The 14,845-nt window shown below is 56.8% G+C and carries 9 protein-coding genes, 11 tRNA genes and 1 rRNA gene (1 of these 21 only partly in view); all 21 read left to right on the forward strand.

Features of this window, described 5'->3' with window-relative positions; genetic code table 11:
- Window positions 1-2,832, forward strand: a 23S ribosomal RNA gene (locus AC06G8_RS03165) (it extends 97 nt beyond the left edge of the window).
- Between the two features lie 173 nt (window positions 2,833-3,005).
- Window positions 3,006-3,081 (forward strand) — tRNA-Asn (locus AC06G8_RS03170).
- A 3-nt stretch (window positions 3,082-3,084) separates the two neighbouring features.
- A tRNA-Thr gene (locus tag AC06G8_RS03175) sits at window positions 3,085-3,160 on the forward strand.
- Window positions 3,161-3,167: 7 nt separating this feature from the next.
- Window positions 3,168-3,242, forward strand: a tRNA-Glu gene (locus AC06G8_RS03180).
- Between the two features lie 46 nt (window positions 3,243-3,288).
- Window positions 3,289-3,364: transfer RNA gene (locus tag AC06G8_RS03185), tRNA-Val, on the forward strand.
- A 9-nt stretch (window positions 3,365-3,373) separates the two neighbouring features.
- Window positions 3,374-3,448: transfer RNA gene (locus AC06G8_RS03190), tRNA-Gln, on the forward strand.
- 5 nt (window positions 3,449-3,453) lie between these two features.
- Window positions 3,454-3,526: transfer RNA gene (locus AC06G8_RS03195), tRNA-Lys, on the forward strand.
- A 14-nt stretch (window positions 3,527-3,540) separates the two neighbouring features.
- Window positions 3,541-3,621, forward strand: a tRNA-Leu gene (locus tag AC06G8_RS03200).
- Window positions 3,622-3,811: 190 nt separating this feature from the next.
- Window positions 3,812-4,636, forward strand: a complete 825-nt coding sequence (locus AC06G8_RS03205; RefSeq protein ID WP_447662270.1) for an ABC transporter ATP-binding protein — start codon at window positions 3,812-3,814, stop codon at window positions 4,634-4,636.
- Window positions 4,637-4,716: 80 nt separating this feature from the next.
- A complete protein-coding gene (locus AC06G8_RS03210) occupies window positions 4,717-5,511 on the forward strand; it encodes a (2Fe-2S)-binding protein (protein WP_480284343.1) in 795 nt (264 codons plus the stop codon).
- 94 nt (window positions 5,512-5,605) lie between these two features.
- Window positions 5,606-5,680 (forward strand) — tRNA-Gly (locus AC06G8_RS03215).
- A 6-nt stretch (window positions 5,681-5,686) separates the two neighbouring features.
- Window positions 5,687-5,763: transfer RNA gene (locus AC06G8_RS03220), tRNA-Arg, on the forward strand.
- Window positions 5,764-5,772: 9 nt separating this feature from the next.
- Window positions 5,773-5,849, forward strand: a tRNA-Pro gene (locus AC06G8_RS03225).
- An 8-nt stretch (window positions 5,850-5,857) separates the two neighbouring features.
- Window positions 5,858-5,931 (forward strand) — tRNA-Gly (locus AC06G8_RS03230).
- Between the two features lie 144 nt (window positions 5,932-6,075).
- Window positions 6,076-6,849: a polysaccharide deacetylase family protein gene (locus AC06G8_RS03235; RefSeq protein WP_480284344.1), complete on the forward strand. Its 774-nt coding sequence runs from the start codon at window positions 6,076-6,078 to the stop codon at window positions 6,847-6,849.
- Between the two features lie 388 nt (window positions 6,850-7,237).
- Window positions 7,238-10,033: a phosphoenolpyruvate carboxylase gene (gene ppc / locus AC06G8_RS03240; protein WP_480284345.1), complete on the forward strand. Its 2,796-nt coding sequence runs from the start codon at window positions 7,238-7,240 to the stop codon at window positions 10,031-10,033.
- 144 nt (window positions 10,034-10,177) lie between these two features.
- Window positions 10,178-11,110 carry an EamA family transporter gene (locus AC06G8_RS03245; RefSeq protein WP_480284346.1) on the forward strand — a complete coding sequence of 311 codons (933 nt, stop codon included), beginning with the start codon at window positions 10,178-10,180 and terminating at the stop codon, window positions 11,108-11,110.
- Window positions 11,107-11,682: an RNA polymerase sigma factor SigW gene (sigW, locus tag AC06G8_RS03250; protein WP_447662275.1), complete on the forward strand. Its 576-nt coding sequence runs from the start codon at window positions 11,107-11,109 to the stop codon at window positions 11,680-11,682. The genes AC06G8_RS03245 and sigW overlap by 4 nt, the downstream gene beginning before the upstream one ends.
- 143 nt (window positions 11,683-11,825) lie before the next feature.
- Entirely contained in the window at window positions 11,826-12,452 is a 627-nt protein-coding gene (locus tag AC06G8_RS03255) for a zf-HC2 domain-containing protein (protein WP_480284347.1), read from the forward strand.
- A 163-nt stretch (window positions 12,453-12,615) separates the two neighbouring features.
- Entirely contained in the window at window positions 12,616-13,458 is an 843-nt protein-coding gene (gene cdaA / locus AC06G8_RS03260; protein ID WP_447662277.1) for a diadenylate cyclase CdaA, read from the forward strand.
- Window positions 13,451-14,836 carry a CdaR family protein gene (locus AC06G8_RS03265; protein ID WP_480284348.1) on the forward strand — a complete coding sequence of 462 codons (1,386 nt, stop codon included), beginning with the start codon at window positions 13,451-13,453 and terminating at the stop codon, window positions 14,834-14,836. Before cdaA ends, AC06G8_RS03265 begins: the two co-directional genes overlap by 8 nt.
- Window positions 14,837-14,845 lie beyond the last annotated feature (9 nt).

Below are 14,845 nucleotides of genomic sequence, written 5' to 3' on the forward strand. Positions count from 1 at the left end.
GTTGATCCGGGGATTTCCGAATGGGGAAACCCAGCTGGAGTAATGTCCAGTTACTGCAGAGTGAATACATAGCTCTGCGTGAGGCATACCAGGGGAACTGAAACATCTAAGTACCCTGAGGAAGAGAAAACAATAGTGATTCCGTCAGTAGCGGCGAGCGAACGCGGATTAGCCCAAACCAGGAGGCTTGCCTCCTGGGGTTGTGGGACGTCTCACATGGAGTTACAAAGGAATGGGTTAGGCGAAGAGGTCTGGAAAGGCCCGCTACAAGAGGTAAAAGCCCTGTACCCAAAAGTTCATTCCCTCCGAGACGGATCCCGAGTACCGCGAGACACGTGAAACCTCGTGGGAATCCGGCAGGACCATCTGCCAAGGCTAAATACTCTCTGGCGACCGATAGTGAAGCAGTACCGTGAGGGAAAGGTGAAAAGCACCGCGGGAGCGGAGTGAAATAGAACCTGAAACCGTGCGCTTACAAGAAGTCAGAGCCCTCTATATGGGTGATGGCGTGCCTTTTGTAGAATGAACCGGCGAGTTACGTTCACGTGCAAGGTTAAGTCGGGAAGACGGAGCCGCAGCGAAAGCGAGTCTGAATAGGGCGCCATAGTACGTGGGTGTAGACCCGAAACCGTGTGATCTACCCCTGTCCAGGGTGAAGGTGCGGTAACACGCACTGGAGGCCCGAACCCACGAATGTTGAAAAATTCGGGGATGAGGTGGGGGTAGCGGAGAAATTCCAATCGAACTCGGAAATAGCTGGTTCTCCCCGAAATAGCTTTAGGGCTAGCCTCGGTGTTGAGCATGCTGGAGGTAGAGCACTGATTGGGTGCGGGGCCCGCCAAGGGTTACCAAGTCCAGTCAAACTCCGAATGCCAGTCATGTATAACCGGGAGTCAGACGGTGAGTGCTAAGATCCATCGTCAAGAGGGAAACAGCCCAGATCATCAGCTAAGGTCCCCAAGTGTGTGTTAAGTGGGAAAGGATGTGGAGTTGCCCAGACAACCAGGATGTTGGCTTAGAAGCAGCCACCATTTAAAGAGTGCGTAATAGCTCACTGGTCGAGTGACTCTGCGCCGAAAATGTAACGGGGCTAAACACACCACCGAAGCTATGGCATGTACCTTTTGGTACTTGGGTAGGGGAGCGTTGTGTATAGGTTGAAGTCAGACCGTAAGGACTGGTGGACAGTACACAAGTGAGAATGCCGGTATGAGTAACGAAAAGATCAGTGAGAATCTGATCCGCCGTAAGCCTAAGGGTTCCTGAGGAAGGTTCGTCCGCTCAGGGTAAGTCGGGACCTAAGGCGAGGCCGAAAGGCGTAGTCGAAGGACAACAGGTTGATATTCCTGTACCACCGCAAGCCGTTACGAGCAATGGAGTGACGCAGAAGGGTAGTGACGCGGACCGATGGATGTGTCCGTCCAAGCAGTGAGGCTGGTTTGTTGGCAAATCCGCAAACCGTAAGGCTGGGCTGTGATGGGGAGGGAAACTTTAGTACCGAAGGTCATGATCTCCAGCTGCCAAGAAAAGCTTCTAGCCAGGCGAAGGTGCCCGTACCGCAAACCGACACAGGTAGGCGAGCAGAGCATGCTAAGGCGCGCGGAGTAACTCTCGTTAAGGAACTCGGCAACATGACCCCGTAACTTCGGGAGAAGGGGTGCCTCGGTAGGGTGAATAGCCCGAGGGGGCCGCAGTGAAAAGGCCCAAGCGACTGTTTAGCAAAAACACAGGTCTGTGCGAAGCCGTAAGGCGAAGTATACGGGCTGACGCCTGCCCGGTGCTGGAAGGTTAAGGGGAGCGGTTAGGGGCAACCCGAAGCTGTGAACCGAAGCCCCAGTAAACGGCGGCCGTAACTATAACGGTCCTAAGGTAGCGAAATTCCTTGTCAGGTAAATTCTGACCCGCACGAATGGCGTAACGACTTGGGCGCTGTCTCAACGAGAGATCCGGTGAAATTTTAATACCTGTGAAGATGCAGGTTACCCGCGACAAGACGGAAAGACCCCATGGAGCTTTACTGCAGCTTGATATTGGACTTTGGTACGATCTGTACAGGATAGGTGGGAGCCTTAGAAGCCGGAGCGCCAGCTTCGGTGGAGGCACCGTTGGGATACCACCCTGATCGTATCGGAGTTCTAACCTGGTACCGTGAAGCCGGTACAGGGACCGTGTCAGGCGGGCAGTTTGACTGGGGCGGTCGCCTCCTAAAATGTAACGGAGGCGCCCAAAGGTTCCCTCAGAATGGTTGGAAATCATTCGCAGCGTGCAAAGGCATAAGGGAGCTTGACTGCGAGACCTACAAGTCGAGCAGGGACGAAAGTCGGGCTTAGTGATCCGGTGGTACCGAATGGAAGGGCCATCGCTCAACGGATAAAAGCTACCCTGGGGATAACAGGCTTATCTCCCCCAAGAGTCCACATCGACGGGGAGGTTTGGCACCTCGATGTCGGCTCATCGCATCCTGGGGCTGAAGTAGGTCCCAAGGGTTGGGCTGTTCGCCCATTAAAGCGGTACGCGAGCTGGGTTCAGAACGTCGTGAGACAGTTCGGTCCCTATCTGTCGTGGGCGCAGGAAATTTGAGAGGAGCTGTCCTTAGTACGAGAGGACCGGGATGGACGTACCGCTGGTGTACCAGTTGTTCCGCCAGGAGCACCGCTGGGTAGCTACGTACGGACGGGATAAGCGCTGAAAGCATCTAAGCGCGAAGCCCCCCTCAAGATGAGATTTCCCAGTATGTAAGACCCCTGGTAGACGACCAGGTTGATAGGTTCGGGGTGGAAGCGCAGCAATGCGTGCAGCTGACGAATACTAATCGGTCGAGGGCTTATCCTATGGATCAAGCATCACGGGAGATCGTCGCAAGACGATGACCGTGAGCGAGACATGGCGAGAATGAATCCGAATACGATTCGCTAGCCATGTAAGAAAAAGCAAATGGACTCAGCATCCATGATATTCGTTCGATCCAGTTTTCAAGGCGCAAGCTTTGAATGCAAACCGCATATTCCCTGATAGCTCAGTTGGTAGAGCACTCGACTGTTAATCGAGTTGTCACAGGTTCGAGTCCTGTTCGGGGAGCCATTTGCTCTCATAGCTCAGTAGGTAGAGTGCATCCATGGTAAGGATGAGGTCACCGGTTCGATCCCGGTTGAGAGCTCCACAATCGTGGCCCGTTGGTCAAGGGGTTAAGACACCTCCCTTTCACGGAGGTAACAGGGGTTCGAATCCCCTACGGGTCACCATTTTTTTGTTTTTACATAGTAAATGGTTCATTGGGCAAATTATTGAGGAAGCTTAGCTCAGCTGGGAGAGCATCTGCCTTACAAGCAGAGGGTCGGGGGTTCGATCCCCTCAGCTTCCACCATATGCCTGTTGGGGATTAGCCAAGCGGTAAGGCAACGGACTTTGACTCCGTCATTCTCAGGTTCGATCCCTGAATCCCCAGCCATTTGCGAGCCATTAGCTCAGTTGGTAGAGCACCTGACTTTTAATCAGGGTGTCGAAGGTTCGAGTCCTTCATGGCTCACTTTTTTTTATTTTGCGCGTATGGCGGAATTGGCAGACGCACCAGACTTAGGATCTGGCGCCTTCGGCGTGGGGGTTCAAGTCCCTCTACGCGCATCCACAAAACCTTGAGAAATCAAGGTTTTTTTGTTTTTCCCGAATATAACTCTGAACCGTCCCGGGCGGCTGAAATCGATAATTCTTTTGACAATTCAATTGAGAACCGTTATCATATATTGTATAATGATAATCGTTATCAAATAATCGGGTCGCAGCGATCCGTCCAAGCAGAGAGGAGCTTGCAGCCATGGTTCGATTGACGACCAGCCAGCTGGATATAGCCTATGAAAAGAGACAGATCGTCCGTGATCTCAACCTGAGCATACCTCAGGGGAAAATCACGGCCCTGGTAGGGTCCAACGGCTCCGGCAAGTCGACGATTCTGAAGACGATGGCTCGCCTGATGTCTCCTCAAAACGGACAGGTGCTGCTTGACGGAAAGTCCATTCATAAGCAGGCCACCAAGGAAGTCGCCAAGGAATTGGCGATTCTGCCTCAGAACCCGACGGCTCCCGACGGGCTGACGGTGCAGGAGCTTGTCTCCTACGGCCGCTTCCCTTATCAGAAGGGATTTGCCTCCATGCGCAAGGAAGACCGCGAGATCGTGGACTGGGCGCTTCAGGCGACGAGCATGACGGAGTTCGCGGATCGTCCTGTGGACCAGCTGTCGGGCGGACAGCGGCAGCGGGGATGGATTGCCATGGCGCTGGCGCAGGAGACGGACATTCTCTTCCTCGACGAGCCGACGACATTCCTTGATATGGCTCATCAGCTCGACGTTCTGCAGCTTCTTGAAGAGCTGAACGAGAAGGCGAAGCGGACGATTGTCATGGTCGTCCACGACTTGAACCATGCCTCGCGTTTCGCCCATCATATGATCGCGATCAAATCAGGCCGAGTTCTGGCTGAGGGCGCGCCGGCTGAAGTCATGACGCCTGCCGTGATGAGGGATGTATTCGGCATAGAAGCGGATATCGTATCGGATCCGCGTACAGGAGTGCCTCTGTGCCTACCCTATGCTTTGGCGCCAAAAGAAGAGCGCAGGGAATCGGCAGCAGCCTTGGTATCGTAGCCGCAGCAGATGCTGCAGGCGGCTGTTTCGAGCCGCTAGAACACCTAGGAAACGGAGTTTTAGGAATCGAGGGATAAGCCATGAACGCAGATATCAAGCAGAAGCTCTCAGACAAGCATGGACTGCTGTGGGAGCTTCCCGATGGAATTCATATGACGGCTACCGCAGAGGAGCTGGCGCGGCCAGACACGGCTTCCCGGTTCCTGGAGCTGTATGCGGGCCTGCTTCCGTCCACATCGATCCAGCCTTCGGCTACATACTTCTGTTCCTGGGCGAGAAGCCTCACAGGCGCGGTGCACTGGCTTCTGGCCAGCCGCAGCGGCTGCCTGTCGGTGGATCCGCAGGATTGGACCGTCGTGCTGTCCAAACCGGGAGCATACGCTTCCATCGGCTTCATGCCTTCTTCCGCCACGCTTGTCACCGTGGAAGGCGACGGCTCGGCTATAGACCCGGAGACCGTCATGGACCGTTTATACGGAGAGCTGATCGCACCGATTTTCCGAACCTTCGCTGATGTGTCCGGCGTTCGCCAGAACGACCTGTGGCGGCTCATGGCGACGAATTTGAACTATACCAAGGCGACATTGCTTGCAGACTCGCCCGAAGAAAATGAATTCATGTCCTTGGAATCGGACTTCCGTTACGTGCTGGCTGAAATGTCCGGCGAGAAGGTAGGCTTGGCCCGCAATCCGCTGGCCATTCCGATGAGATTCGTGGACAATCCGTATAAGCCCGGAGAGCAGAGCATGATGCGGGCTTCATGCTGCCTGGCGTACATGACGGACTTCGCCAAATACTGCTATACTTGTCCAAGGCTCAAAGCTTCCGAACGAGGCAAAATGTTACAGGAAATCCGGGAGATGCAGAAGGTTTAAAAGAGCGTAAAACAATTTCAAAAAAACACTTGCATTCCTTTGGGCAAGCTGATATATTATTACTTGTCGCGCTGAACAAAAGCGATGACAACAAGCGGAAGTGGCTCAGCGGTAGAGCATCGCCTTGCCAAGGCGAGGGTCGCGGGTTCGATTCCCGTCTTCCGCTCCATAGTGTGTGCCCGTAGCTCAGCTGGATAGAGCATTTGACTACGAATCAAAAGGTCGGGAGTTCGAATCTCTCCGGGCACGCCATTTAAATATCGGGATGTAGCTCAGCTTGGTAGAGCACCTGGTTTGGGACCAGGGGGTCGCATGTTCAAATCGTGTCATCCCGACCATTTAGTTTGCGGGTGTAGTTCAATGGTAGAACTTCAGCCTTCCAAGCTGATAGCGTGGGTTCGATTCCCATCACCCGCTCCATACTATACATAATCTATCGGATCCTTGCCCTCGGGCAGGGATTTTTTGTTTTGATTGTTGGTTTTGGGATGGATTGCGCCCCCCTTGGGAAACCTGAATCGGAATGACAATTGGGTTGCCTAGCCCAAGCAAGGGGGTTGCAAGATGCCTACGAAGAAATTTATCGGTGCGGCGAAGAAGCCGCGCTGGATGCTGCTCGGCATAGCAGCGGTTATCGGTACCGGGTACGCGGCGCCTTATGGGGAAAAGGGCAGAGACTATTTCGAGTCCACGGGCCAGGCGTTATGGGAAGTGAAATCGGATCAAAAAGTAATCGCGATGACTTTCGACGACGGACCTGACCCGGTAAAGACCGCACTCATCCTCGACGTACTGAAGGAATACGAAGCGAAGGCTACTTTTTTCGTCATCGGCAAAAATGCGGAGAAGTATCCGGATGTCGTAAGGAGGGAGGCGGAGGAAGGCCATGAAGTGGCTAACCACACCTATACCCATCTGATGAAGCAGCCGCCTCAAGTGGATAAGCTGATCCGCGAAGTGGAGCGCAGCCAGGCGGTGCTGACCGGCATTACCGGCATCAAGCCGGTGCTGTTCCGGCCGCCGGGAGGCATCTACAACGAACCGATGCTGCAAGCGATGAAAAAAGAAGGGATGATGACGATCCTCTGGTCATGGCATCAGGATACGCGCGATTGGGCTCGGCCGGGCACAAGCGCCATCGTGAATAAAGTCATGCGGAACGTGCGAAGCGGCGATATCATTCTTTTCCATGACCGGGTGGAGCACAGCATGCAGACAATCGAAGCGCTCAAACAGATTCTCCCCAGCCTGAAGAAGCAGGGTTACCGGTTCGTTACCGTCAGCGAGCTGATCCGGTACGACAGCCGGCCGATATGGAACAAAGCCGAAAAGCCTTGAGTCACTCAAGGCTTTTTTCTTTGATTCCGCCGCTGGATGCCGCTGCTTCACCGCTGTGACTCGCCAAAAAATACTGGCTTCGACAGTCTTCTATCCCAAAAGGTTTTGTAGTATGATGATTAAAGTGATTTTAGGCACCAGTTAGCGGGTAAGACGGGCCAGAGGGCCGGCCGTACATGACGTTTGAGCAGCAAGGGTTTGAGGTAATGGCATGAACCTGCCGTACGCCTCGATACGACGCCTTGTTATTCAGCGTACCGGTAACCGGAGCGGGGCTAGCAGGAGAGCAGCCGCGCTTACCGTGTTTGCAAAATCAGCCATTTCATGCACTCTACGCTAACGATGCGGTTCCGCCCGCCTTGGGCAAGGAACCTGGAGGAGGAACAGAATGTCGGAACAGGCTGTAACCGCCCAAACGGCGAATCGCCCGCAATCCAATAACCTGCTGCGCCGCGACGTCCGTTTCTTGGGAAATATTCTAGGGGATGTACTCGTTCACCAGGGCGGCGAGGAGCTGCTGGAAGTCGTGGAGAGAATCCGCGAGATGAGCAAGGCGCTGCGCGCCGAATTCGTCACGGAGCTGTATGATGAGTTCAAACAGACGATTACGACGCTGGACCCTGATATCCGCCATCAGGTTGTCCGCGCGTTCGCGATCTATTTCCAGCTGGTCAATATCGCGGAACAGAACCATCGGATCCGGCGCAAGCGGGACTATGAGCGCTCAGCCGGAGAATCGGTCCAGCCGGGCTCGATCGAAGCGGCTGTCCAAGGTCTGCAGGAGCGCCATATCTCCATCGACGACGTGAAATCCATGCTGAACGACATCTCCCTCGAGCTCGTCATGACGGCGCATCCGACGGAGGCGACCCGCCGCGTCGTGCAGGACATCCACAAGCGGATCGCTGTCGGCATGATGGAGCTGGACAATCCGAACCTGGCCTACCGGGAGCGGGAGAAGCTTCGCGAAGGGCTGCTCAATGAAGTGCTGATCCTTTGGCAAACCGATGAGCTGCGCGACCGCAAGCCGACGGTCATCGACGAGGTGCGCAACGGCCTTTACTATTTCGATGAAACGCTGTTCGAGGTTCTTCCCAACGTCTACGAGGAACTGGAGCGCTGCCTTCACAAGTATTATCCGGAAGAGCATTGGCATGTGCCGACTTACCTGAAATTCGGCTCCTGGATCGGCGGCGACCGGGACGGCAACCCTTCCGTCAAGGCCAAGGTGACCTGGGAGACGCTGACGCTGCACAAGCAGCTCGCGCTCCGCAAGTACGAGACCGTCCTGAAGCAATGGATGGAGATTCTCAGCTTCAGCACGAACATCGTGGAGGTGCCGGCGGAGCTGATGGATTCCATCGCGAAGGATCAGCAGAGCGTGGAGCTGCGCGGCGCCGACAGATGGCGCAACACCAAGGAGCCGTACAAGATCAAGCTCAGCTACATGCTCGAGAAGCTTGTCAATACAGGGGACGATTCCCTTCGCGGCTCGTCCAAGCGCTACGGCAGTCCGGATGAATTCAAGGAGGATCTGCTGCTCATCGACCGCAGCCTGCGTTCGCATTATGCGGATTATACGGCCGATACGCATGTCCGCAAGCTCATCCGCCAGGTGGAGCTGTTCGGCTTCCATATGGCCGCTCTGGACATCCGCCAGCACAGCCAGGAGCATGAGAACGCCATGGCGGAGGTTCTTGCGAAGATGCATATCGTCGAGGATTATGCGGCGCTGGGCGAAGAAGAGAAGATCGGGCTGCTCGCCAAGCTGCTGGAAGATCCTCGTCCGCTTACGTCGGGCCATCTGGAATATTCCGAAGGAACCCGCGAATGCCTCGACGTCTATCAGACCGTCTACCGCGCCCAGCAGGAGTTTGGGACAGATTGCATCTCCAGCTATCTGATCAGCATGACCCGAGGCGCCAGCGACATGCTTGAGGTCATGGTATTCGCCAAGGAAGTCGGCCTCTTCCGCAAGGAAGCGGACGGCTCGGTGCGATGCACGCTCCAGTCGGTGCCGCTCTTCGAGACGATCGACGATCTGCATGCCGCGCCTGACATCATGAAGAGGCTGTTCGAGCTGCCGCTCTACCGCAAAGCCGTCGAGGCAAGAGGCAACCAGCATGAGATCATGCTGGGCTACTCCGACAGCAACAAGGACGGCGGTGTCGTAACGGCCAACTGGGAGCTGCGCATGGCCCTCAACGACATCACGGAGACGGGCTCGCAATACGGCGTCAAGCTCAAGTTCTTCCACGGCCGGGGCGGCGCGCTGGGCCGGGGCGGCATGCCGCTCGGCCGCAGCATTCTCGCTCAGCCTCCGCATACGATCGGAGGCGGAATCAAGATCACGGAGCAGGGCGAGGTGCTCTCGTCGCGCTACTCCATGCAAGGGATCGCGTACCGCAGTCTGGAGCAGGCGACTTGGGCGCTGCTGACCGCGGCGCGGCTGGCGATGCATCCGGAGCAGATGGCTCCTGAAAATCCGGAATGGGATGAAATCGCCAAGGAGATCTCCGAGACGGCGCAGCGGAAATACCAGGATCTCATTTTCCGGGATCCGGACTTCATGGAGTTCTTCAAGGGAACGACTCCGCTGTCCGAAGTGGGCGAGCTCAACATCGGGTCGCGTCCGTCCAAGCGCAAGAACAGCGATCGCTTCGAGGATCTGCGCGCGATTCCTTGGGTATTCGCCTGGACGCAGAGCCGTTACCTGCTTCCGGCCTGGTACGCCGCCGGAACCGCGTTCCGGAGTTATGCCGGAGCGGATGAGAAGCGGCTCCAGACTCTTCAGGAGATGTACAAGGACTTCCCGTTCTTCCGCTCGCTTGTCGACAACCTGCAAATGGCTATGGCCAAAGCCGATCTGATCATCGCAAGAGAATATGCCGGCATGATTCAGAACGAACAGGTCCGTGACCGGATCTTCCGCCTCGTGGAGGAGGAATATGATCTGACGTTGAAGTTCATCCTCGACATTACGGGACAAAAAGACTTGCTGGACAACGTTCCGGTCATTCAGGAATCGATCCGCTTGCGCAATCCTTACGTCGATCCGCTCAGCTACCTTCAAGTCGAGCTGCTGACGGAGCTGCGCCGGGAAGAGGGCGACAACGCCCATCTACTGCGCGAAGTGCTGCTCACGATCAACGGAATTGCCGCAGGCCTCCGCAATACAGGCTGACAACCTGAACGGCAAGCAACTCGCATCTACACAAGGGTGACTTGTTCATCTGAAGGAAAGGCAGCAAGCGGCCGCACTGCTCAAGCTATGAGCATTGCGGCCTTCTTGCTGCCTTTCCCGGCTTGAAAGGGGCGTCTAGAGGCTATGGGGAGACTGGCAAGAGGGAGCTATTGGACATCCGTGCTGCTCGTGCTGCTCGGGGCATCCAGCTACGGATTGATGTCGCCGCTCATCAAGCATGTGTATGGATTCGGGTACACGTTCAGCCAGGTCGTCGTCCATCAGCTGGCTGCCGGGGCTGCGATGCTGTGGATCGCGGCTGGAGCTGCAAGGGGGCGCCGCGGCGCTTCCTTGCGCCCCCGCCTGTCATTGGGACAATGGACCGGGCTTGCGCTCATCGGCACGGCGGGACTGGCGATGACGACGGTGCTGTACAATCAAGCCCTGCAAGGGCTGAAAGCCTCCTTTGCCATCGTCTTGCTTTTTCAGTTCACCTGGATTACGATTGCGCTAGACAGTATCTGGAACCGCCGTCTTCCGGGATGGGGAAGGCTGGGATGCGTGGCGGTCATTGCTGCCGGCACGGCGCTCGCGCTTGGAATCGGCGGAGCTTCATGGCCGCACGCCGCAGTCATGCCGCTGTTATGCGGACTGGGCGCAGCGTTCACCTACAGCCTGTATTTGGCGGGAACCGGACGTTTCCGGAGAGATCTCAATCCCGCCGCGGCTTCAGCTATTATGGTCACATTCGGATTTATACTGGTCCTGGCGCTGTTCGGCAGAGGCGCATGGGCGGGAGCGGCCGAACCCCGGCTCATCTTGTGGGCGGTCGTGCTTGCGCTGCTCGGGCAAGTCATCCCCACTCTGCTGTTCACGATCGGGATTCCGCGCATAGGGAGCAGCCTCGCCGCGCTGCTGGGGGCCATGGAGCTGCCCGTAGCGGCAGCGGCAGCCTGGCTGATCGGAGGAGAGACGATCAGCGCTCTCCAGCTGGGAGGCATCGCGGCGATTCTGGCCGGCATCGTGCTGGCTCAGAAGGTTCCCGCCAAGGAAAGTCCGGCAAGTCTGGAGGAATGAATGCAGTGAAATCCATCGAAGCCAACCTGATCCGGCTCGCGCTCAAGGGAGACCAGCGAGCGTTCGCGGATCTGGTTGGCATGTATCAGGACAAGTTATACCATTTGGCTTACCGGATGCTGTACAACCGCCAGGAAGCGGAGGATGCCGTTCAGGAGACGTTCCTGAGGGTGTTCCGCAATATGGAGCGGTATGACGAGTCGATGAAGTTCTCGACCTGGATCTACCGGATTACGACCAATCTGGCCATCGACCGGCTGCGCCGCCGCAAGCCGGGCTTCTCGCTGGACGCGGAGGTGCCGGAGCATGACGGGCTGGACGGCTATTCCATGTTCGCCAGCGAGGATGCATCCCCCGAGGACGAGGTGCTGCTGTCGGAGACCCAGCGGATCATCCGCACGGCGATCGATACGCTGCCTCCAAAGTACAAATCCGTCATGGTGCTGCGTTACTTGGAGGACTTGTCGCTGCAGGAAATCAGCGATGTGCTCGATATGCCGGTCACGACGATCAAGACCCGCGTCCATAGGGGAAGGGAATTCCTCCGCAAGAAGCTTGAGCACAAATTATAAGCCGCAGGGCTCAGCATAACAGGCTCAAAAAAACGAAACACAACGTGATCTCGCAACGTAAGCTATGAAGTAGAGCGCCGATCAGCGCGTTTTTCAAAAGTCATCGGGAAACGATCCGTTCCCTGAAGAAAGGACTGGCTGCCATGAAATGCAATGTCGCCATCGTTTGGATGCATGACTATATAGACGGCGAGCTGCCCCGCGAGGACGCCGTCGTTCTGAAGGAGCATCTGCTTTCCTGTCCGGGATGCCGGGCACGCTTCGAACAGCTCGAGAAGACCGAGGCGCTTCTCTCCTCCGCCATGACGGAACCGAGGGAGCCGATGCTTGCGCCTGCGGCTTCGGCGGCGCTGGCCGAAAGAATTTTAAAACAAATTCCCCCTCCGGCTCGTCATAGAGATTGGACGGGATGGATTCGCAGACATCCTGCCTTGACGGCAGCGGCTGTATTCGTGCTGGTCATGCTGGCCAGCTTCGCGCCCGCCGTCAACAACGGTTCCGAGCTAATCGTGCGCGGCGACGATCTGAGACAGGTCGTCATCGACGGCCATACGGTCATCGTTCCCGAAGGCGCCCATCTGAAGGGCAGCCTGACGGTCGAGAACGGCATCGCCGACGTACGGGGAGACGTGCAGGGCAGCGTCACGGTTGTGGACGGCTCTCTGCTGACGGCCTCCACGGCTCACATCGCCGGTCAAACACGCAAGATCGACCAGCTGCTGGACCGGCTTTGGTACAAGGTGACCCAGACTTTCGGAAGCACTCCGTGAAGGCTACAGGCCACGCTCCCTGCGCAAGGGAGCTTTTTTTTTTGCTTGACAAGGATTTGTGGTAAGCTAACTAGAAAAGAATAGGGTTAGCACAACACTCAGGGTCAGCTTGCGGACAACAGAAAAAAAGACATCCGGCAGGCAGCGGGCGGGGGTATCGAACATGGGATTTTTCACGGAAATGACTTGGCAGGGCTGGATCCGCAACGTGATCGACATCGGCATCGTCAGTTATATCATATACAAGCTAATTCTGCTGGTACGGGGCACTCGGGCCGTGCAGCTGATCAAAGGGATCTTCATGCTTGTGGGGACTTGGGCCATCAGCACCTGGCTGGATCTGTACACCTTGAAGTGGCTCATGAACCAAATGTTCACCTTCGGGGTCGTGACGGTGCTCGTCATCTTCCAGCCGGAGCTGCGCCGGGCGCTGGAGCAGCTCGGGAGGGGCAAGCTGTTCGCACGGACTTCGTCGGCGGATCGGGATCAGCTCAACGAGCGGATTACCGAGCTGATCAAGGCGATACAGTTCATGTCCAAGCGTCGGATCGGAGCGCTCATCGTATTCGAGCGCATGACCGGCCTTACGGAGCTGATCGAATCCGGCATCAAGATGGAATCGCGCATCAGCTCGGAGCTGCTCATCAATATCTTCACTCCGAACACGCCGCTCCATGACGGAGCGGTCATCATCCGGGGGCCGCAAATCACGGCGGCAGCCTGCTATTTGCCTCTCTCCGAGAATCCCTTCATCAGCAAGGAGCTCGGAACCCGCCACCGCGCCGCGATCGGCGTCAGCGAAGTGACCGATGCGATATGCGTCGTCGTCTCCGAAGAGACGGGACAGGTTACTCTTGCCGTTGGCGGCATCATCGTGCGGGACATCAAGGAAGAGTCTCTCATCTCCAAGCTGTTCGAGGAGTTGACGCTGCAAAGCTCCATGAAAGCGAAGCAGAGGTCCAGATTCAGCCTGCGCAAAAAGAAAGAAGGCGATGCCAATGGATAAATGGCTCAGCCATCCAACGGCCATCAAGATCCTTTCGGTCGTCATCGGCATCCTGCTCTGGGCAGTGGTGCATTTCGATCCGGAATCGACGCCCAATACAGTCGCCTCGACAACCGAGACCCAAAGCGTCGATGTCGTGAAAATCCAGACGACCGGACTGGATGAATCGGCTTATTCACTCAAGCTGCTGGAGCCGAGCGTAGCCAAGATGATGGTCAAGGGCAGCCGGTCCGCGCTTGCCTTTACGACGAATGACGATTACTCCATCAGCGTCAACCTGGAAGGCAAGGGACCGGGCACATATACCATTCCGCTGACAGTAGGCAAGCTGCCGAGGGGAATCGAACTCGTGACGCTGTCGCCGAGCCAGGTGGAGGTCGTCATCGACCGCCTGGAAAAGGGGACGTTCGAGGCTGGCGTCGTCACGCAAGGCAAGCCAGCGGAAGGGTACGAGCTTGGAACGCCTGTCATCAAGCCGGGAAGCACGGTGGAGGTCACGCTGCCGGCTCAGGATCTTGCCCGCGTCGGCTCCGTCAAGGTTTTCGTCAATGTAGATGGAGAAGATGCGCCCGTGCATGAGAAGAAAGCCAAAATCTCCGTGTTCGACAAATCGGGCAACGAAATCAAAGGAGCGGCGCTGAACCCCGGCACTCTGGATGTAGAGGTTCCGCTGACGATGCCAAGCAAGGAAGTCCCTCTGCAGATCGGTTATAAGAGCAGCCTGCCCGGCGGCCTTACGCTGGAGGGAATCCAGTCCAAGTCGAGCATGGTCAAGCTGTACGGCCCGAGAGGGCTTCTCGAGGAAGTCAACCAGCTGGCGGCTGATGTGGACCTCAGCCAGATCCGCAGCTCTGGCGATGTCGAGCTGGAGCTGCTGCCGCCCGAAGGACTGAAGGCGGTCGAGCCGTCCAAAGTCACCGTAACCGTTACGTTGTCTTCTTCGGGGACGAAGACGCTCCAGGTACCCGTCACATTCGAGAATACGCCGAGGGGACTGGATGCAGCGCTGGAGGCGCCCCGGGATGGAACCGTGGATATCCAGGTAAGCGGCTCTCCGGAGGAACTGGACAGGCTGACCGCTGCGGATATCCGCGCTGTCGCCAGCCTGGCGAATCTCGCGGAAGGCGCCCATGAGGTGCGCCTTGCGTTGACGCTGCCGAACGGTGTCCAAGCTGTCGGCGAGCCGCCGCTTGTGACCGTCAAGCTTGTTGCCAGCGAGCCTGCCTCGGGATTGCCCGAGAGTAGTCCGTCTCCTTCGCCCAGCCCTTCGCCAAGCCCTTCGCCCGGCAATGATGGCGGCAAGGGGAACGATCCGGCAGGAGACGGTGCTGCCGGGGAGGGCAATGCATCCGACGGCGGAGTGAGCAATTCCCCGTGAAGTGCTAGT

The sequence above is a fragment of the Paenibacillus sp. SJS-P3 genome (genome assembly GCF_056711585.1).

Coding starts and splice junctions, on each gene's coding strand:
- AC06G8_RS03205 (WP_447662270.1), top strand. CDS start 3,812: ATGGTTCGATTGACGACCAGCCAGCTGGATATAGCCTATGAAAAGAGA.
- AC06G8_RS03210 (WP_480284343.1), top strand. CDS start 4,717: ATGAACGCAGATATCAAGCAGAAGCTCTCAGACAAGCATGGACTGCTG.
- AC06G8_RS03235 (WP_480284344.1), top strand. CDS start 6,076: ATGCCTACGAAGAAATTTATCGGTGCGGCGAAGAAGCCGCGCTGGATG.
- ppc (WP_480284345.1), top strand. CDS start 7,238: ATGTCGGAACAGGCTGTAACCGCCCAAACGGCGAATCGCCCGCAATCC.
- AC06G8_RS03245 (WP_480284346.1), top strand. CDS start 10,178: ATGGGGAGACTGGCAAGAGGGAGCTATTGGACATCCGTGCTGCTCGTG.
- sigW (WP_447662275.1), top strand. CDS start 11,107: ATGAATGCAGTGAAATCCATCGAAGCCAACCTGATCCGGCTCGCGCTC.
- AC06G8_RS03255 (WP_480284347.1), top strand. CDS start 11,826: ATGAAATGCAATGTCGCCATCGTTTGGATGCATGACTATATAGACGGC.
- cdaA (WP_447662277.1), top strand. CDS start 12,616: ATGGGATTTTTCACGGAAATGACTTGGCAGGGCTGGATCCGCAACGTG.
- AC06G8_RS03265 (WP_480284348.1), top strand. CDS start 13,451: ATGGATAAATGGCTCAGCCATCCAACGGCCATCAAGATCCTTTCGGTC.